Origin of the sequence: Listeria cossartiae subsp. cossartiae, assembly GCF_014224155.1 — a bacterium.
Classification (GTDB): domain Bacteria; phylum Bacillota; class Bacilli; order Lactobacillales; family Listeriaceae; genus Listeria; species Listeria cossartiae.
On the sequence record NZ_JAASUI010000001.1, the window covers coordinates 723,543 to 742,449 of the forward strand.

General features: G+C 38.8%; 21 protein-coding genes. 13 read left to right on the top strand and 8 right to left on the bottom strand.

What is annotated here, in order from left to right; translation table 11 throughout:
• The first annotated feature begins 5 nt into the window (after positions 1 to 5).
• Together HCJ30_RS03725 and fabI are read left to right on the top strand one after the other, a co-directional pair.
• The gene (locus tag HCJ30_RS03725) at positions 6 to 896 is read left to right on the top strand and encodes an RluA family pseudouridine synthase (RefSeq protein ID WP_185391029.1); all 891 of its coding nucleotides are present in this window, start codon (positions 6 to 8) and stop codon (positions 894 to 896) included.
• 77 nt (positions 897 to 973) lie between these two features.
• Positions 974 to 1,762 (top strand): enoyl-ACP reductase FabI, encoded by a 789-nt coding sequence (gene fabI / locus HCJ30_RS03730; protein WP_185391030.1) that lies wholly within the window; start codon positions 974 to 976, stop codon positions 1,760 to 1,762.
• Between the two features lie 22 nt (positions 1,763 to 1,784).
• On the opposite strand, the gene dltD is transcribed toward fabI, so the two are convergent.
• The 5 genes from dltD to HCJ30_RS03755 are packed head-to-tail and all read right to left on the bottom strand — an operon-like array spanning position 1,785 to position 6,218.
• A complete protein-coding gene (gene dltD / locus HCJ30_RS03735; RefSeq protein ID WP_185391031.1) occupies positions 1,785 to 3,059 on the bottom strand; it encodes a D-alanyl-lipoteichoic acid biosynthesis protein DltD in 1,275 nt (424 codons plus the stop codon).
• Positions 3,059 to 3,295, bottom strand: a complete 237-nt coding sequence (gene dltC, locus HCJ30_RS03740; RefSeq protein WP_185391032.1) for a D-alanine--poly(phosphoribitol) ligase subunit DltC — start codon at positions 3,293 to 3,295, stop codon at positions 3,059 to 3,061. The genes dltD and dltC overlap by 1 nt, the downstream gene beginning before the upstream one ends.
• A 25-nt stretch (positions 3,296 to 3,320) precedes the next feature.
• On the bottom strand, positions 3,321 to 4,505 hold the full coding sequence (gene dltB, locus HCJ30_RS03745; protein ID WP_185391033.1) for a D-alanyl-lipoteichoic acid biosynthesis protein DltB: 1,185 nt from the start codon (positions 4,503 to 4,505) through the stop codon (positions 3,321 to 3,323).
• Positions 4,502 to 6,034, bottom strand: coding sequence for a D-alanine--poly(phosphoribitol) ligase subunit DltA (gene dltA / locus HCJ30_RS03750; protein WP_185391579.1), 1,533 nt, complete (start codon positions 6,032 to 6,034; stop codon positions 4,502 to 4,504). Before dltA ends, dltB begins: the two co-directional genes overlap by 4 nt.
• A 37-nt stretch (positions 6,035 to 6,071) precedes the next feature.
• Positions 6,072 to 6,218 (bottom strand): teichoic acid D-Ala incorporation-associated protein DltX, encoded by a 147-nt coding sequence (locus HCJ30_RS03755; protein WP_008947356.1) that lies wholly within the window; start codon positions 6,216 to 6,218, stop codon positions 6,072 to 6,074.
• Positions 6,219 to 6,429: 211 nt separating this feature from the next.
• On the opposite strand from HCJ30_RS03755, the gene rpiA reads away from it, so the two are divergent.
• Positions 6,430 to 7,101, top strand: coding sequence for a ribose-5-phosphate isomerase RpiA (gene rpiA, locus HCJ30_RS03760; protein WP_185391034.1), 672 nt, complete (start codon positions 6,430 to 6,432; stop codon positions 7,099 to 7,101).
• Positions 7,102 to 7,138: 37 nt separating this feature from the next.
• On the opposite strand, the gene HCJ30_RS03765 is transcribed toward rpiA, so the two are convergent.
• Together HCJ30_RS03765 and HCJ30_RS03770 are read right to left on the bottom strand one after the other, a co-directional pair.
• Positions 7,139 to 7,570, bottom strand: coding sequence for a GNAT family N-acetyltransferase (locus HCJ30_RS03765; protein ID WP_185391035.1), 432 nt, complete (start codon positions 7,568 to 7,570; stop codon positions 7,139 to 7,141).
• Positions 7,571 to 7,587: 17 nt separating this feature from the next.
• On the bottom strand, positions 7,588 to 8,337 hold the full coding sequence (locus tag HCJ30_RS03770) for an alpha/beta hydrolase (RefSeq protein WP_185391036.1): 750 nt from the start codon (positions 8,335 to 8,337) through the stop codon (positions 7,588 to 7,590).
• Between the two features lie 216 nt (positions 8,338 to 8,553).
• Here HCJ30_RS03770 and HCJ30_RS03775 point away from each other — a divergent pair, with 216 nt between their 5' ends.
• From HCJ30_RS03775 to lieB, 3 genes are all read left to right on the top strand, one after another.
• Positions 8,554 to 9,573 carry a branched-chain amino acid aminotransferase gene (locus HCJ30_RS03775; protein WP_185391037.1) on the top strand — a complete coding sequence of 340 codons (1,020 nt, stop codon included), beginning with the start codon at positions 8,554 to 8,556 and terminating at the stop codon, positions 9,571 to 9,573.
• Positions 9,574 to 9,759: 186 nt separating this feature from the next.
• A complete protein-coding gene (gene lieA, locus HCJ30_RS03780; protein WP_185391038.1) occupies positions 9,760 to 10,524 on the top strand; it encodes a multidrug efflux ABC transporter ATP-binding protein LieA in 765 nt (254 codons plus the stop codon).
• Complete coding sequence (gene lieB / locus HCJ30_RS03785) at positions 10,521 to 11,273, top strand: multidrug efflux ABC transporter permease LieB (RefSeq protein WP_185391039.1); 753 nt, start codon at positions 10,521 to 10,523, stop codon at positions 11,271 to 11,273. Before lieA ends, lieB begins: the two co-directional genes overlap by 4 nt.
• A 36-nt stretch (positions 11,274 to 11,309) precedes the next feature.
• On the opposite strand, the gene HCJ30_RS03790 is transcribed toward lieB, so the two are convergent.
• Positions 11,310 to 12,785, bottom strand: coding sequence for an LM6179_1298 family efflux MFS transporter (locus HCJ30_RS03790; RefSeq protein ID WP_185391040.1), 1,476 nt, complete (start codon positions 12,783 to 12,785; stop codon positions 11,310 to 11,312).
• 140 nt (positions 12,786 to 12,925) lie between these two features.
• On the opposite strand from HCJ30_RS03790, the gene HCJ30_RS03795 reads away from it, so the two are divergent.
• The 7 genes from HCJ30_RS03795 to HCJ30_RS03825 all read left to right on the top strand — a co-directional run bounded on the left by HCJ30_RS03795 (position 12,926) and on the right by HCJ30_RS03825 (position 18,891).
• A complete protein-coding gene (locus HCJ30_RS03795; protein ID WP_185391041.1) occupies positions 12,926 to 13,978 on the top strand; it encodes a M42 family metallopeptidase in 1,053 nt (350 codons plus the stop codon).
• A gap of 12 nt (positions 13,979 to 13,990) precedes the next feature.
• Positions 13,991 to 14,470 (top strand): glutathione peroxidase, encoded by a 480-nt coding sequence (locus tag HCJ30_RS03800; protein WP_003726675.1) that lies wholly within the window; start codon positions 13,991 to 13,993, stop codon positions 14,468 to 14,470.
• Between the two features lie 135 nt (positions 14,471 to 14,605).
• A complete protein-coding gene (locus tag HCJ30_RS03805; protein WP_185391042.1) occupies positions 14,606 to 15,061 on the top strand; it encodes a LytTR family DNA-binding domain-containing protein in 456 nt (151 codons plus the stop codon).
• The gene (locus tag HCJ30_RS03810; protein WP_185391043.1) at positions 15,058 to 15,486 is read left to right on the top strand and encodes a DUF3021 family protein; all 429 of its coding nucleotides are present in this window, start codon (positions 15,058 to 15,060) and stop codon (positions 15,484 to 15,486) included. The genes HCJ30_RS03805 and HCJ30_RS03810 overlap by 4 nt, the downstream gene beginning before the upstream one ends.
• The gene (locus HCJ30_RS03815) at positions 15,483 to 16,394 is read left to right on the top strand and encodes an ABC transporter ATP-binding protein (protein ID WP_185391044.1); all 912 of its coding nucleotides are present in this window, start codon (positions 15,483 to 15,485) and stop codon (positions 16,392 to 16,394) included. The genes HCJ30_RS03810 and HCJ30_RS03815 overlap by 4 nt, the downstream gene beginning before the upstream one ends.
• A complete protein-coding gene (locus HCJ30_RS03820; RefSeq protein ID WP_185391045.1) occupies positions 16,387 to 17,241 on the top strand; it encodes an ABC transporter permease in 855 nt (284 codons plus the stop codon). The genes HCJ30_RS03815 and HCJ30_RS03820 overlap by 8 nt, the downstream gene beginning before the upstream one ends.
• Before the next feature lie 81 nt (positions 17,242 to 17,322).
• Positions 17,323 to 18,891, top strand: a complete 1,569-nt coding sequence (locus HCJ30_RS03825) for a peptide chain release factor 3 (protein ID WP_014600696.1) — start codon at positions 17,323 to 17,325, stop codon at positions 18,889 to 18,891.
• Positions 18,892 to 18,907 lie beyond the last annotated feature (16 nt).

Sequence of the window (18,907 nt, forward strand, 5' to 3'; positions counted from 1 at the left end):
AGCATGTGTTTTTAGAATGGAAAGTAGAATTAGAAGAAAATGGGCTTTTACTTCGGACTTTTTTGAAGAGCAAGCACATTTCTAAACAATTATTAACTGCTGTCAAATTTGGCGCAGATGGGAAAATTGAAGTAAATAACGAGGAACAAAATGTTCTTTATCAGGTAAAAGCTGGTGACCACGTGCGGCTTATGTTTCCAACAGAGCAACAAAATGAGCGTTTGCTTGCTGAACATACTGAATTAGATGTTGTTTTTGAAGATGATTTTCTATTAATTATTAATAAACCGGCCGGGATGGCTTCGATTCCCTCGCAGTATCACCCGCATGGCTCGGTCGCCAACTTCGTCAAAGGGCATTATGAAACGCAAGGACTTACGAGCGCTATCCATATTGTAACGAGGCTGGACCGTGAAACATCTGGGCTAATGCTAATCGCTAAAAATAGGTTTGCGCATGCCAGACTCAGCACTTTTTTACAGCAAGGATTGTTAAAACGACGCTATCAAGCTTTTACTGGTGGCGTTTTAGCAGAGCGAGAGGGATCGATTGAAGCGCCAATAGGGCGTAAAGAAGTGAGTATAATGGAACGTTTTGTTACTCCTGAGGGGAAATATGCCAAAACAAATTACGCGGTTCTCGAGCGTTACAGCGCGTTTGATCACGTAGCCATTCAACTAGAAACAGGACGCACGCATCAAATTCGCGTTCATTTCTCGTATATTGGTCATCCGCTTATTGGAGATGATATGTACGGCGGAGATACTACTTTACTGAAAAGACAGGCGCTACACTCGTGTCATCTACATTTAGTCCATCCGGTAACAGAAGAATATATGGCGTTTGATTTACCTTTACCAGCAGATATGGAAGAGATAATTCAAAAATCGAAGTAATAAGTGTTTTAAAAAGCTATTTGGTCATGTAAAATGGAAGAAGCGAACAAATCGCATCAATTTTAGGAGGAAAGAACATGAATTTATCATTAGAGGGAAAAACATATGTTGTAATGGGAGTAGCTAATAAGCGTAGTATCGCTTGGGCAATCGCTCGTTCACTAAATGAAGCTGGGGCAAAACTGGTATTTACATATGCCGACGAGCGTGCGAAAAAAAGCATTACAGAACTAGTACCTTCACTAAACGAAGCAAATCAAAACCCGCTTATTTTAGCTTGTGATGTATCAAGTGAAGAAGCGATTACAGAAACATTTGAAACAATTAAAAATAAAGTTGGTAAACTTAGTGGCTTAGCACACTGTATTGCTTTTGCTAACAAAGACTTTTTAACTGGCGACTATTTAGAAGTAGATCGTAAAAGCTTCTTACAAGCGCATGAAATCAGTGCTTACTCGTTTACAGCAGTTGCTCGTGCGTTAAAACACTTAGAAATGTTAACAGAAGATGCAAGCCTATTAACACTAACTTACCTTGGTGGGGAACGTGTAGTAGAAAACTATAACATTATGGGTGTTGCGAAAGCTTCTCTTGATGCAAGTGTTAAATACCTTGCTATGGACCTTGGAGCAATCGGTGTGCGTGTAAATGCGATTTCAGCTGGACCAATCAGAACAGTATCTGCTCGAGGCGTTAGCGGTTTCTCTGACTCTATTTCACTAATAGAAGAAAAAGCTCCACTAAAACGTGCAACACAAGCAGAAGAAGTTGGCGATACAGCGTACTACTTATTCAGTAACTTATCTCGAGGCGTTACAGGCGAAGTTATTCACGTGGATAGCGGTTATCATATTATTGGATTCTAAAAAAACCAGAAGTAGTTTTAAACTACTTCTGGTCTTTTTTTGGTCCGTCTTCTGGATGTTCTTTAAAGTAATAATCTTTTGGTGTTGGTTTATAGTTTGTTTGGACCGGTTCTTTAACGAAATCAGCTAGTGCTTGGTCGATTTTTACCCAACCGCGCCAGCTTAAATGAATCGGATCTTCTAGGAAGAAAGATTCATTTTGATATTCTTCTAGAGAGTAATAGCGGAAGCCTTGGCTCTCGATTTGTTGTTTTGTTTTAGCGTAATAACCATCTAAGCCTTGTTTGTTCATACCAATGTAATCAATCCATTTTCCGTTGATAGGAGGGTTAATGAAGATAACGTCTGCGCCAGCTTTTTTGAATGCATCCATAAGTAGTTGCAAATCAGCAAACTCTGGAGATTGGTCATAACGTAAATCTTTACGACTATCTTTTAGTTCACCTTCAATTGGTTTGATTTTTTTCTGATAATACTTTTCTTTCACTTGGAATGGGTTATCACCAATACTTTTCTCACCAGTTTCTTTCGCTAGATCGTCAAGTTGTTTGTAATCTAAATTATCTGGAAGAGCTTTTAGGCCCTCATCTACACGATCTTGTTTAGAACCAGAAACAGATTTTGATTCTAAATCGTCTTTACGTTCTAAAATTTTCAGTTCGATATTTCCAGCAACTTTTAGAAGTTTTGGATCATGCGGTTTTTTAGGTCCTTTTGCAACAATGTTTTCAAGTAATTTCTTTAATGTAGAGTCGCTTTGAACCACTTGGAAAGTAAGTAAACGTTTAGCTGCGTACCGACGTTCAGGCGTGTTTTTCGTATCTTCAAGTGCAAATTTGTATGCATGTAGAGGGGAGAAGTTAGCGCCAAACGATGGATCAGAAACGCCTTTTGGTTGGAACCATTGCGGAGATAAGATTACCGCTACTTTTTTGCCTTTTAAATCATCACCAAGTGCATTTACATCAAGGAAATGACTTAATGATTGTGTACCAGGACGACCAAGTAAGAATGGTGTATAGCCCTGATCATATTTTTTTGATACTACGCTAGGATGGAATGAATCGACACGAGAAAGCTCTGATGAACCATAGATAGGTAAGTAGTTTCCTTCTTTTAAAGCTTCTTTCTGGATGTCTAAGCCTTGGATGACGTATTCGTTCATGGACGTAGCGCTTTCCTCTACCGTTTTAGAAGAAACGTGAGAGAATAAGCTGCTAGGTCCGAATAGAACGAAAAGGAAAACCGCGAATGCGACCATTAAAGGCCCAAATGTCATCCACAGCTTTTTTTTCATTATTTTAGCGCCTCAAGTTGAGTAATGATCATTTCAGGAGTAGCCCATTCGTCGCGGTCAAATTCGGAAACGGGTACAGTAATATCTAGTCTTTCTTCAATTTCGATTAATAGTTGAACAGTAGCCATAGAATCAAGTAAACCTTCATCGAATAATTTGATTTCTGTGTTTTGTACTACTTCATCAGTTTCTGTAATTTCTTCTAAGATTTCTAATACGTTTTCGCGAAAAGCCATTTTAAATTACCACCTTTAGTTAGTTTTAAAAATTAATTTTATCTAAAATACCTGAGAAAATCAGGAATCCGAAACAAACAAATTGGAATGTAATGATAACGCCGATTACATAAGTTATTTTGTTTTTTGGATAGAATTTGTGTTTCTTGTTGAAGCGTTCGATCAGGTCAAATCCGACAATTAATGTCGCTTGGTAAAGACCGTAAACGATGTAATACCAGTGAAGTCCGTGCCATACACCCATGATGAAAAAGTTAACGAAGTATGCTAGGTAGGCAATAGTGAACTTGCTCTTGAACCATTTCTTTTTTGTTACCCATAATACGAAACGCATAAATACATAATCGCGGAACCAGAATGAAAGCGTCATGTGCCAACGATTCCAGAACTCTTTAATATTTCGCGCTGCAAATGGTTTGTTAAAGTTCATTGGAGTTTGAATGCCGAGCAAGTAACTAACTCCGACTGCAAAGGCACTATAGCCGGCAAAGTCAAAGAATAAATACATACTATAAGCATACATGTAACCAAATAAATTCTTGGCTAAATCTACATTGTGTGAAATCGCGATGTCTAGTGGAACAACAAAATGCTTGTTTACTAAGTAAGCGATAATGAATTTGTAGAGAAACCCGAGGAAGATAAGGAATATTCCTCGATTTAATAAAGCAACATAAGCTTCTTTACTAGGCGGATTATCAATATCTTTTTTAAAGCGACGGAACCGATCAATCGGTCCGGATGAAATTGTTGGGAAGAATAGCAAGAAGCTAACAAAATCCCACGCGTTATATTGTTTAATCAAGTTATCGCGTATTTCAATTATCATTTGAGCCGCTTTAAATGTTAAGTAGGAAATCCCTAGGAAACCAACCATTGTTACATTGTCACCTAAAATTGGAACAACTTTAGAGATAACAAGCGGTAGGATGGAGAGAACCACTGCAACAACGAATACGCCGCCGTGATTCAGTTTTTTCTCCTGCCTGTAATGGAAGTAAAGTCTTACGAGAGCAAGCTGCCAGAAGACGAAGAAGATAAAAGTAGCTCCTTGTACTGGGCTTGCAGAGAACATAAAGTATAAAAATACGAGTGTTACAAAAGCATTATAAATTGGTAATCTTTTTCCTAACAAACCAGCTACTATGATAGGAATTAAAAATAGTACAAGTACACCAAAATAAAGGATTGTACCGTATGGTAAACTCACTTGTTAACCTCGCTATTAAGCGCTTTGCGGTCAATTTTGCCATTCATAGTCAACGGGAACTCTGTCTTATAAATCCATTTTCTTGGAATCATGTATGCTGGCATAAATTCTTTGAGTTCATTTTTAATTGCTGCACTTAGCTGGTATTCTTTTTCGAAATCGTTGGCAGTTGGGATGACCTGAGCGACCAACATATCTACCTTTTCGTCTTTCATTTTAGGAATAATAGCGCAGTTTTGAATGTAACTTACTTTTTTAAGATTGTTTTCGATATCTTCTAGTTCGATTCGATAACCGTGAAGCTTAATTTGGAAATCAAGACGACCTTGGAAGAATAGATAACCATCTTTGATAATACCGGAATCTCCAGTGTGATAAGCTTGGTAGCCTTTATAGTCAAAGAATACTTGGTCTGTTTTTTCAGGTTCGTTTAAATAACCTTTGGAAACACTAGCACCAATTAGGATGATTTCTCCTTTTTCACCATCTGGAAGAATTTCGCCAGTTTCTTGGTCTACGATGTGTAAACGCATATCTGGTTTAATTACGCCAAGTGGTAAGCTTGGATAAGCATCGATAAGCTCACGAGTTACTTTTACTTGCGTTACAGCAACGGTTGCTTCAGTAGGGCCGTAAGTGTTGTAGATGACTGCATCTGGGAAACGATCAAGTAGTTCAGTTGCTGTTTTCTTAGCAAGTACTTCACCGCAGAATAAGAAGCGAGTCAAACTTGGGTTATTTTCTTGGTTAAAGTTCTCATCTAGTAAGCACAAGTCTGCGAAAGATGGAGTGGAAACCCAAACGTCAAAGTTTTGCGCAGGAATTTCACGGTATAAATCTTTCATGTTAGCAGTAATTGTTTTATCAAGCGGTACAAGCGTTCCGCCGGATAGTAAGCTTGGATATAAATCCATAACAGATAAGTCGAACGAGAATGGCGCTTGGTTTAAGAAGCGTAATCCTTGTCTTAAAGAAAAATCTTGTAGGATCCAGTTACTAAAGCTTACTAGGTTATTTTGGCTGATTTGAACGCCTTTAGGATTTCCAGTACTTCCGGATGTGTAAATAATATAGTAGTTATCGTCATTTTTTACACATTCAGCTTTATCTGGCACTTCTTCAAAATGTTTTTCTAAAGCGTCCATTAGTTGTTCTTGTGATAATACAGGGCAACCAGTAATGGTAAGGTTGCTTGGTAATTCTTCTGTGCAAATAAACATAGAAGGATCCGCTGCTTTTTTAATTTGTTCTATACGTTCAACTGGCATAGAAACATCTACTGGAACATAAGCTCGACCTGATTTGATAGCGCCTAAAAATGCAACTAGCATTAATGGAGACATGTGTCCGTAGACGATAATAGGTTTTTCTTTGTCAGTATTTAGATTTTTTAGTAGAAAAGAGCCAAATGCATCGGATTGCCGTTTTAATTCTTTGTAGGAAAGACGTGTGCCGGCATATTCGTAGCAAGGGAAATCCGGTGTCTTTTCTGCCCATGCATCAATTCTTTCGATGATACTCGTTGTCATAATTGATATTCCCATTTTTTAACAGTCCTTTCTTTTTTTAGAATTCGTTGTAAATGAATTTCGCACCTTCAGGGTTTTTGAAACCATAAAACCAAAGCAATCCAAGCAGAATAGCTAAGTAGAAAACAGTTTTCATAGTAAAGATAGTCGCTGGATGATGCAAAAATAGTTTTACTCTGTTCATAAATCCACCTCTTTATTATTTCAGTTGTGTTACAAATATTAAAAATAAACGTTTAATACTTACTTACTGTAATACATCTGTCTTTAAATGTCTAATTACATTTTTGTAAGGTTAGAAAAATAATGATGTTTTGAACTTAAAAGTAACAGCGAGTATAATGAAACAATAGATATAGCAAGGCTTTAATGCGAAGAACGGAGGAGGAGAAAGGATGAACCAAAAGAAAATGGCTGGAGAAAAAGCGTGTGAATGGGTTAAAGATGGCATGATTGTGGGGCTTGGAACGGGGAGTACGGTATATTACACGATTGAAAAATTAGGTGAAATGGTCGCGAATGGCTTACAAATCACCGGGGTTGCTACTTCCGAAGAAACAGCAAAACAAGCAGAAAAGCTAGGAATACCATTAAAATCGTTAAATGATGTGACAGAAATTGATGCCACTATTGATGGTGCAGATGAGGTGGATGCCGATTTTCAAGGGATAAAAGGTGGCGGTGGGGCACTTTTGCGTGAAAAGATGGTTGCGAATGCGAGTTTGAAAAATATTTGGGTTGTGAGCGAGGAGAAGCTTGTAAGGAACCTAGGTGAATTTCCGTTGCCATTAGAGGTAATTCCTTTTGGATGGAAGCAAATTCAGCGAGAACTTGAAAAAGACGCTATAGAAACGAATTTGCGGAAACATGCTTCTGGTGAAGTGTATGTGACAAACAATGGTAACTATATTTTGGATATCGTCAATCAAACATTCACGGATACGGCAATGTGGCAAGAAAAGTTAGCGCAAATTCCGGGAGTTGTGGAACATGGTTTATTTCTTAATTATGTAGACCTGATTATTTGTGGAAAAGCGAACGGGGAAATAGAGCTCATAAAAAAATAGTTATTTCTTCTATATAAAAGAAATAACTATCTTCCTATCATATTGTTTTTTTCATTTCTTTGTGTTCAATGCCTGCATCAAGGAATAAATCCGAGCAAGTTTCGTAGCCGAGTTTTTCATAGAAGGGGATCGCAGTAACTTGTGCGCCTAATTTTAGCTTAGTTAAGCCACGTGTTTTTGCTTCGGCTTCAATGGCTTCCATAATTCTGCGGCCGCTACCAGTGCCTCGAGCTATTTTCTGAGTGCAAATGCGTTCGACCTTGCCGTAACCATCTGTCACGCGAAATCTGCCTGTTGCAAGCGGTGTGCCGTCCTCTGCGTAATCCACAAACATGACAACGGAGTCCATTTTATCGAATTCATCCCATTCTAGCGCGGGATCAACGTGTTGCTCGACGACAAATACGTCGTTTCTAATTTTTAATGCGGCTTGTTTGCCGATGTCATCTGTTACTTTCTTTACGGTCAAGTTGTTTCCGTCCTTTCTTATGCGCGCATGCTTTCTAAATCAAATGTATTTACTGGAAGCATAAACTGCAAAGAATCTTTGATAAATGGCTGCCAGTATTTCCAGCGATGGTCGCCGTTAAATACATGGAAATAATAATCAAACCCACGAGCGGTTAAAATTTGTTCTAAAGATTTATTTGATGAGAGGAAATCGAGCACTTCATTTCCAGTCGTTTCGACAGCGGTTTCTTGGTCGCCAATTATATGGAAGATTTTCACTTTTGCAGGGTCGACTTTTTCGGCAAGTGTAAGGATTGTATCGTCCACATATGGCGAATGTAGAATCACGTTGCCGAATGTAAATGGAAATAGTAGCGCTGCTTTTAAGGAAACGGATGCTCCGAGTGAGTCACCCATCAGGAATCTACTAGTTGGCATTTGGAAAGAAGGGAAGCGTTCTTCAAGATAAGGAACAAGTTCAAATGCTAAGAACCGGATATACGCTTCATTTTGTTTACCATCGGGATGATATTTTTCGCGTCGATCCATGACAGTTTTGTAAGGGATACCAATGAAAATGGCTTTTTGAATCTGCTCGGTTACCGCTAATTCTTCGGAGTGTCGCGCAAGTTTACCAAACTGAAAATAATCTTTTCCATCTTGTACAATAAATAGAGGATATTTGTAAAGTGGCGAAAAATCAGGTGGCAAGCAAATAATTAAATCAAGTTCCTCTCCTAGCGATTTACTATAAAATTTCTCATCCAACATTTTGTGAGCTGTCATTTTCATTCTCTCCTTTCTTGAAATCATTCCTTCTAAGGTGATTGTTTTTTGAAAAGTTACTCTATTTTAGCATGAATTACGTTAAAAGAAAGAACATTTTGCCTATTTATTAGAAAATTTTTCTTTTTCGCGGGACTTCACTGCAATAATGCTGTTTATTGTGCTATACTGAAACATACAATAATTCTGTTTAAAGATAGAAAGTGGGGATTTTGAATGAGTAAAGATATTGACTGGAGTAATTTAGGATTTAGTTATATTAAGACGGACAAACGTTACATTTCTTATTGGAAAGACGGGGAATGGGACGAGGGTGCGCTAACAGAAGACAATACGCTACACATTAGCGAGGGTTCAACAGCGCTTCACTACGGCCAACAATGTTTTGAAGGTTTAAAAGCATATCGTTGTAAGGACGGCTCGATTAATCTTTTCCGCCCAGATCGTAATGCTGCGCGAATTCAAAAAAGTTGTGAGCGTTTATTAATGCCACATATCCCTACAGAAAAATTTATTGATGCAGTGATGCAAGTTGTTCGTGCGAATGAAGAATTTGTGCCGCCATATGGTACTGGTGCAACGCTTTATTTACGCCCATTTGTTATTGGTGTTGGCGATAATATCGGTGTTCACGCAGCGCCAGAGTATATTTTCTCTATTTTCTGCTCGCCAGTGGGACCATATTTCAAAGGTGGAATGGCGCCGACAAACTTTGTCGTGTCTGATTTTGACCGTGCCGCTCCAAATGGTACAGGTGCCGCAAAAGTAGGCGGAAACTATGCCGCAAGTTTGCTACCAGGTCAAGCTGCCAAAGCACGTAATTTTGGCGATTGTATTTATTTAGATCCTGCTACACATACAAAAATTGAAGAAGTTGGTTCTGCTAATTTCTTTGGTATTACAAAAGATGATAAATTTGTCACACCGTATTCTCCTTCTATTTTGCCAAGTATCACGAAGTATTCGCTGCTTTATTTGGCGGAGCATCGTTTAGGCTTAGAAGCAGTGGAAGGCGATGTGTATATTGATAAGCTAGATGAGTTTAAAGAAGCTGGAGCATGTGGAACAGCGGCCGTTATTACTCCGATTGGTGGTATTCAAACGAAAGATGATTTCCATGTATTCCATAGCGAAACGGAAGTAGGACCAGTAACAAAACGTTTATTCGATGAACTTTGCGGCATTCAATTTGGTGATATTGAAGCTCCAGAAGGCTGGATTTATAAAGTAAAATAATGCTAAACCGTCCGTTTTTGCGGGCGGTTTTTTGTAGGAGTCATTTCCGATAGTTAAATTGGGAGTGACTTTTTTATTGACATAATATCAACTCGGTGTTACTATGCAGTAGTAATAAGTGATACAGAATACCTGTGTTACTGAGTAGTGGGGTTTAATAAAAAATGGAAAGAAGGTTGTATTCAAATGAAAGAAGTGATGATTAAAGCCACGGGTTTGGAAAAATCATTTAAGAAAACAGAAGTCTTAAAAGGTGTGGATTTCGAAGTGAAGCGCGGCGAAATTTTTGCATTGCTTGGTTCGAATGGTGCAGGTAAGACGACAACCATCCAAATTTTAGCGACTCTTTTAAAAGCAGATAATGGTAATGCAAGCGTCTCTAATTTTGATGTGAGAAAAGAGCCTGAGAAAGTTCGCGAGCACATTAGTCTGACAGGACAATTTGCGGCTGTAGACGGTCTTTTGACAGGACGAGAAAATATTTTATTAATTGCTAAACTGCGAGGGGAGAAGAATCCGACACAGACCACGAATGATTTACTAGCGCGTTTTGGACTTGAAAAAGCGGCGGACCGACGTGCGGACACTTATTCTGGAGGGATGACACGACGACTAGATATTGCTATGAGTTTAGTTGGCGCTCCGGATGTGATTTTCCTTGATGAGCCCACTACTGGGCTTGATCCTGAGGGGCGAATCGAAGTTTGGAAAACGATTAAGGCGCTTTCGGACGGAGGAACAACCATCTTACTAACAACACAATATTTAGACGAGGCAGAACAGTTGGCTGATCGAATTGCTATTTTACACGGTGGAACAATTATTGCAAATGGAACTTTAATGGAACTTAAAAAATTGTTCCCACCTGCTGAAGTTGAATACGTCGAAAAACAACCATCTTTGGAAGAAATTTTCCTAGCAATTATTAATGGGAAGGAGGAAGTAAAATGAAGGCAATTCGTGATACAAGTATATTGTTTGGTCGGTCTATGCGTCATATTTTGCGGAGTCCTGATACGATTATTACCGTGGCAATTATTCCAATTATGATTATGTTGATGTTTGTGTACGTGCTTGGTGGGGCAATTCAAACAGGGACAGATAACTACGTGGATTATTTATTACCGGGAATTATTTTGATGGCGATAGCAAGTGGGATAGCTTACACGGCGGTGCGATTATTTACAGATGTGCAAAAAGGTTTGTTTCAACGGTTTCATTCGATGCCGATTAGTCGCTCTTCGGTATTATGGGGACATGTGTTGACATCGCTCGTTTCTAATGCGATTTCGATTGTACTCATTATTCTAGTGGCACTTCTTATTGGTTTTCGTTCCTCTGCGGGAGTTTTGGAATGGCTTGCTGTAGCAGGGATATTGTTGCTATTTACTTTAGCGTTAACTTGGGTTGCTGTTATTCCTGGTCTAACTGCTAAATCGGTTGACGGCGCGAGTGCTTTTTCTTATCCGCTGATATTTTTACCTTTTATTAGTTCGGCTTTTGTCCCAACGGATACGATGCCAACTGCAGTTCGGGTTTTTGCGGAAAATCAGCCGGTGACGTCGATTGTTAATACAATTCGTGCATTGCTTTACTCTGAACCAATTGGAAATGAGATTTGGATTGCGCTAGCTTGGTGTGTGGGAATTACGGTTGTTGCGTATGTTTTTGCGGTAACAATTTATAAAAAAATGGTTTAAATGAAAAAAGTTGGCTCCGCGGAGAGCCAACTTTTTTTAATTATCGCCGGAAATATGTTTTTTCGGTAAGATAAAATGAATAAAATAACTAACGATACAGCAAGCGAACATTACCCAGAAAACCGTATGAAGGCCGCTATATAAAATATCTCGAAGCGGTTCAACTAGATCTGCGCTCACATTGCCAGACGTTTGTGGACTAATTAGTTGATTTAAATTACTGCGATTCACTTCACTACCAGCGGCAGCACGGAACTCGCTTGTAAGAACTGAGTTGAAAATGGTGCCGAATACAGCTACACCAATCGTTTGACCAACTGTTCTAAAAAGTGTGTTAGAAGCAGTAGCGATACCTGTTTGGAATCTCGGCACAGCATCTTGAACAGTTACTGTTGTCGTCGTAAATATAATCCCAAAACCAAATCCCATAAATGCACTATTTAAATAGAAGAAGATGTCATTTGTGGAAGCGGGGAATAAAGCTAAAATCAATCCACTTGCTGCTGTTATCAACACACCGATACCGACTGTGTGGCGATTTCCAAGTGTCATTAACAGTTTTCCGCCAATAAATGAACCAACAATCCATGTAACTGAAAGCGGTGCAAGCATAAAGCCAGCAATTGTAGCCCCGTGACCAAGCATACCTTGCGCCCACATTGGAATATAAACATTGATACCAATTAAAAAGGCACTAATCAAGAAACCAATTAAATTCCCAATTAAAACAACGGGATTTTTAAATAATACAAATGGCATAATCGGATCTTTTGCACGTTTTTCGACAAAATAAAAAGCAATAAATAACACAATCGAAACGGCAAAAAGAATAACGACGAGCGGTTCTGTCCAGTTGAGTGATTCGCCAGCTCGCTGTAATGCAAATAATAAGCCAAGCAGTGCCACCGTAAAGAGCGAGGCACCTAAATAGTCAATCGGTAATTTTACATGTTCCACTTTTTCGCGTAAATAAAGCAAAATAAGTAAAATTGTCAAAATGCCAATCGGTACATTGATAAAGAAAATCCAATGCCATGAAAGTTGGTCGACTAAAAATCCACCAACAAGTGGTCCAAATACACCAGCGATACCCCAGGCAGAACCCATAAAACCAAGTACTTTGGCACGTTTTTCAAATGGGTACACGTCTGCGATAATTGTCATAGTAGATGGTAAAATCCCACCTGCTCCAATACCTTGAATCGCGCGAAAAATAATTAATTGTTCCATATTTTGTGCGAATCCACAAAGTGATGAACCAATGATAAAAATAATTGTCGCAATTACAAAAATATTTTTTCGTCCATACAAATCAGACAGTTTTCCGTAAATCGGAACGGTCACTGCTGATGTTAGCAAATAAACAGAAAAAATCCAGTTCATTAACTCTATGCCGTCCAACTGACTTACAATCGTTGGCATCGCAGTACTCACGATGGTACCCTCAATAGCTGCCATAAATGTTGCGACAAATACGGCGATGGTAACGGCCTTTACTTTTGTTTGTTCCAAAAAATTCCCTCCCTTTTCGTCTACCGAATTATAGCATATAAAAGGACTAATTTGGGAAAAAAGTTAATCTTAAGAAATGCGTTCGTTCAAGATAAGCGCTATAATAAAATAGAAGAAAGCGAACTAAAGGAGGAATTTTTTTGTCATACGAACCAAATACAAAACAAACAATGCAAAAAATTAAAGAACTAACTTCTATCCCAAGCCCAACCGGGAATACTGGGAAAATCATTGAAAAACTGGCAAAAGATTTAGATGCTTCAAAAATCCCCTATACACTAAACAATAAAGGCGGATTGATTGTAACGCTTCCTGGGAAAGATGAAACGAAGCACCGCATGTTAACTGCTCATGTCGATACGCTTGGTGCGATGGTCAAAGAAATCAAAGCAGACGGACGACTACTTTTAACGCTAATTGGTGGTTACCGTTTTAATGCGATTGAAGGCGAATATTGTACAATCGAAACCAGTGCTGGAGATTTGTATAGTGGTACGATTCTGATGCATCAAACATCTGTCCATGTATATAAAGACGCTGGAACTGCTGAGCGTAATGATAAAAATATGGAAGTTCGTTTAGATGTAAAAGCGCTAGATGCAGACAAAGTTCGCGCACTTGGAATTGAAGTAGGTGATTTTGTTTCCTTTGATCCGCGCGTGCAAATTATTAATAATGAATATATCAAATCTCGCCACCTAGATGACAAAGCAAGTGTCGCGATTTTATTGCAACTAATCAATTATATCCATGAAAATAAACTCGAGCTACCGCACACTACGCATTTCTTGATTTCTAATAATGAAGAAATTGGCTACGGTGGAAACTCGAACATTCCGACCGAAACAGTGGAGTATTTAGCAGTCGACATGGGTGCGCTTGGTGATGGTCAAACATCGGATGAATATACTGTTTCTATTTGTGCAAAAGACGGTAGTGGCCCGTATCATCTTGGCTTGCGCAAACATCTAGTAGAACTTGCTAAAAAGAATAATATTGATTATAAAGTGGATATTTATCCGTTTTATGCGTCCGATGCAAGTGCGGCGATTAATGCTGGTAACGATATTATCCACGGTTTAATTGGCCCGGGGATTGATGCGAGCCACGCATATGAACGCACACATCGCGACTCACTTTATCATACAGAAAAATTAGTTTATGCATATTTATTTTCGAATATATTGAAATAGGAGGAATTCCGTATGAATGTCCATGATTTTTCTGAAAAAGCAATGAATGGCAAAGAAATCGCGTTAAGTGATTATAAAGGTAAAGTTTTGCTTATCGTGAATACTGCGAGCAAATGTGGTCTAACCCCTCAACTAGAAGGACTTGAAGCAATGTATAAAAAACTAGGTGGCGCTAATTTTGAAATTCTTGGTTTCCCTTGTAACCAATTTTTACGCCAAGATCCCGGTAGTGATGAAGAAATCCTCGAATTTTGCCAAATGAATTACGGCGTGACATTCCAAATGTTTTCTAAAATCAAAGTAAAAGGCAAAGACGCCAGCCCGCTATACAAATATCTAACCGAACAAACCGGTGGCAAAAAAGTAGAGTGGAACTTTGCGAAATTCCTTATTGATGAAAATGGAGAAGTGGTTGAACGTTTCCCATCAAAAATGAAACCGGCAGATTTTGAAGATAAAGTGGAAGCACTTGTTGCCAAAGTAAATAATTAAGGTAAACTCGGTAGTGCATGAATCGCGCTGCCGAGTTTTTTTGCATCTTAGTTAGATTAAAATGCATGTTACGGAAATTGGCTTGTAGTTTTTAACTAAGCGTTTATAATAAAAGAAAAAAAGGGAGGCAACTAGATGAAATTCCATGTAAAGCAAAGTACAAATATGGTGGTTGGTGAAGTGGAAATATATTGCCATCCCGATAATTTAGAAGAGGTATCCAATAAGCTAGCGGGACTTGAAGGATCAACGGAAAAAATCTCGGTCAAAAAAGACGGCGCTACTTATTTACTGGAGCCAAAAGCGATTTTATATTTTGAAGCAGTAGAGAGCAAAATCTTTGTTTATACGGAACAAGACATTTATGAAATCCATTGGAAATTATATGAATTAGAAGAAAAATTTAAAGATAGTTCCTTTTTCAGATGTTCAAAATCAATGATATTAAATATCGAAGCGATTGAAAAAATTGCACCTGGTTTTAATGGGAAATTTGAAGCGAATCTTTTTAATCGTGAAAAAGTGATTATTTCAAGGCAATACGCCAAAGTCTTAAAGCAGAAATTAAACATAGGAGGGAAGCGCAAATGAGTAAAAAACTAATTCAATTTATTCAATCTATGTGTATTATTTTCACGGCCTCGATGATAACGATGATTTGTTCTTATATCGCGACAGGACAAACTGAAACAATTGCCATTCGTGATGTGTATATTATGTTAGCTTTTAGTATAGCGACGACTTTTATTCAGCAATTACTTTTTACTCATTCGATTAAGACGAAGCGATCTTTTTATAGCCGTTTGATTGTGTTTTTCCTTTTTATTAGTGCGGCGATTTTAGGGCTGGGATGGCTGTTTGATTGGTACGATACAATTGCTGGATTTATGATTATCTTAGGATTCATTTGTGTGACGTTTATGGTCATGCATGCTTTTTTCAGCTATCGCGATGTAAAATTCAGTAATGAAATTAATCAAAAACTAGCAGAAATGCGAGAAAGGGAGACAAAATGATAAAACTGACGAATGTAGTTAAAACGTTTGGTAAAGTGGAAGCAGTCAAAGGTATTAATTTAGAAGTGGAAAAAGGGTCATTGTTTGCTTTTCTCGGTGAAAATGGCGCGGGGAAATCGACCACACTGAGTATGATTTGCACAGAAAGCGAAGCCACTTCGGGAGAAATTTTTATTGATGATGAAAAGTTGACCTTTAAAAATCGTAAAGCGTTTAGGCAGAAATTGGGGGTTGTTTTTCAGGATAATGTGTTGGATGATTTGCTGACGGTGCGGGAAAATCTATATAATCGTGCGAGTTTGTATGGGAAAACAAAAGCGGAAATTACCGAACGGCTGGAGCTTGTTTCTTCTATTATGGGGATTGAGGATATTTTGAATCGGCGGTTTGAAAAATTATCTGGTGGACAAAAACGCCGGGCGGAAATTGCCCGAGCGATTATGCATGATCCAGAAATCTTGCTATTAGATGAGCCGACAACAGGGCTGGATCCGAAAACGAGAGTCAGTGTCTGGAAAATTATTGATTATTTGCGAGAAGCATTAGGAATGACAGTGTTTTTGACGACACATTATTTAGAAGAAGCGAAGGACGCGGACCAGTTAGCGGTTATTCATAAAGGCAAAATCATTGCGGAAGGCACGCCAGCGAGTATTAGAAGTCGCTTTTCTGTGGACAAAATTTTCTTTTATGAACCGAAGCTAGCGGAACTGCAAGTAATCGTCGAGAAACTAGATTTGCCGTATAAAGTAACGAAGGATTCGATGTGCGTGGATGTCACAAAGGAAGATGTCGGAATTTTGGCTATTTTAAACCAAGCGGAGGGACTTTACAGTTCATTTGAGGTAATTAAAGGAAATCTTGATGACGCATTTATCTCGATGATTAAGGAGGATTCTAATGATTAGTCGGAATTTGAAAATCTATTTTCGTGATAGAACGGCTGTATTTATGTCGTTATTGACGATTTTAATTATTATTGGCTTGTATGCGATTTTTCTAGGAAACAATATGGCAGATATGTTCAAACAGGCTTCTGGGAAAGCAACGGGGATACAAGAATTAGTGAATACGTGGGTGATTGCCGGGATTTTGGCGATAACGCCGGTCACTGTTTCGCTCGCAGTTTTTTCTTTAAAAGTGCATGATGAAGAGTTTAGCATTGCAAGAAGTTTTGCGATAACACCGGCTTCAAGGTGGCGTATTGTTATCAGTTATATTGTCAGTGGGCTGGTAGCTTCGTTTCTGCTTTCTGTGATAACCCTGTTTGTTGGTGAAATGTATATTTGGTTGACTGGTGGAGCCTTTTTACCGCTAGAAAGTTGGGCGCGTTTAATCGGAATTATTTTAATTAATGTTCTATGTTGTAGTAGCATTATGTTTTTTATTGCGAGTTTGGTGAAGAAAGCTAGTGCCTTTAGTTCGGTCTCGACGATTGTTGGGACAGTGATTGGTTTTATTGCTGGAATTTATTTGCCAATGGGTTCTCTTCCAGCGGCAGTGCAAACGGTGATGAAATGCTTCCCTTTCACGTACGGCGCCTCAGTTATCCGAGAAATTATGACAAAAGAGCCGCTGCAACAAGTTTTCACAGGGAATACTCATGCGATGGATGCGACAAAAGAAATGATTGGGATTACGATTTATTGGGGCGACAAAACCGTAACAACAGGACTGAGCTTACTTATTTTAATCGCCTTTGCAGTCGTGTTTGGCGCATTATCTGTCGTCTTAATGAAACGGCAAACAAAATAATTTTTGAATAAAAAATCAGCCGAAATTCTCCTAGTTATGCTATACTTATGGAATGTGAATGAATCTAGGAGGAAAATAACAATGAGTCAAGATTTGCAAAAAGAAGTTGCTTCACGCAAAACGTTTGCGATTATTTCTCACCCGGATGCTGGGAAAACGACGATTACTGAGCAATTATTATTATTCGGTGGCGTTATCCGTTCAGCTGGGACTGTAAAGGGAAAGAAATCTGGCAAGTTTGCGACAAGTGACTGGATGGAAATTGAAAAACAACGTGGTATCTCGGTAACGAGTTCTGTGATGCAGTTTGATTATAATGGTTCAAGAATTAATATTTTGGATACACCGGGACACTCGGATTTCAGTGAAGATACGTACCGGACGCTAATGGCGGTCGATAGCGCGGTCATGGTTATCGATGCGGCGAAAGGGATCGAGGCCCAAACGCTTAAACTATTCAAAGTTTGTCGAATGCGCGGAATTCCTATTTTTACGTTTATTAACAAAATGGACCGTCAAGGGAAAATGCCACTGGAATTGCTTGCTGAACTAGAAGAAGTTCTTGGCATTGAATCGTATCCTATGAACTGGCCGATTGGGATGGGTAAAGAGCTTGCTGGACTTTATGACCGTTACCACCGTGTAATTGAGCAATATCGTTCAGAGGAAGACGAGCGTTTCTTACCACTTGGTGAAGATGGTGATTTGAAAGAAGCACACGCTATTCAAAAATCACTTTATTACGATCAAGCGTTGGAAGAAATTATGTTGCTAGATGAGGCTGGTAATGACTTTAGCCGCGAACGTATTATTGCGGGCGAGCAAACACCAGTATTTTTCGGGAGTGCCTTAACAAACTTTGGCGTAGAAACTTTCTTACGTACATTTGTTGATTTTGCGCCTGCTCCTTCCAGTCATGAATCGAATGAAGGTGTGATTGAAGCAGATAATCCGAAGTTTTCTGGTTTTATTTTCAAAATCCAAGCCAATATGAATCCTGCTCACCGCGACCGGATTGCCTTTATTCGAATTTGTTCAGGTGAATTCGAACGTGGTATGAACGTTACGTTAACGCGAACAGGAAAAAGCATGAAGCTTGCGAACTCGACGCAGTTTATGGCAGATGACCGGGAAACGGTTAATCGTGCGGTAGCTGGTGATATTATCGGTTTGTACGACACGGGGAATTACCAAATTGGCGATACGATTACTAATGGAAGTAAAAAACTCGAATTTGAAAAACTTCCACAGTTTACGCCAGAATTATTTATGCGTGTTTATGCGAAAAATGTCATGAAACAAAAGCATTTTCATAAAGGCGTCGAGCAACTCGTGCAAGAAGGTGCGATTCAGCTGTTTAAAACGTGGCGTACGGAAGAATACATCATTGGTGCTGTTGGTCAGTTGCAATTTGAAGTATTCGAACATAGAATGCGCGGCGAATATAATTCAGAAATCCGGATGGAACCAATCGGCAAAAAAATCGCTCGTTGGGTTAAAGAAGAAGACGCGGACGAAAAACTTTCGACAGCGAGAAGCATGCTAGTGAAAGACCGTTTCGACCAACCGTTATTCTTATTCGAAAACGAATTCGCGATCAATTGGTTTAATGATAAAAATCCAGATATCGAATTAACTTCATTACTATAATAGATGCAACCTATTT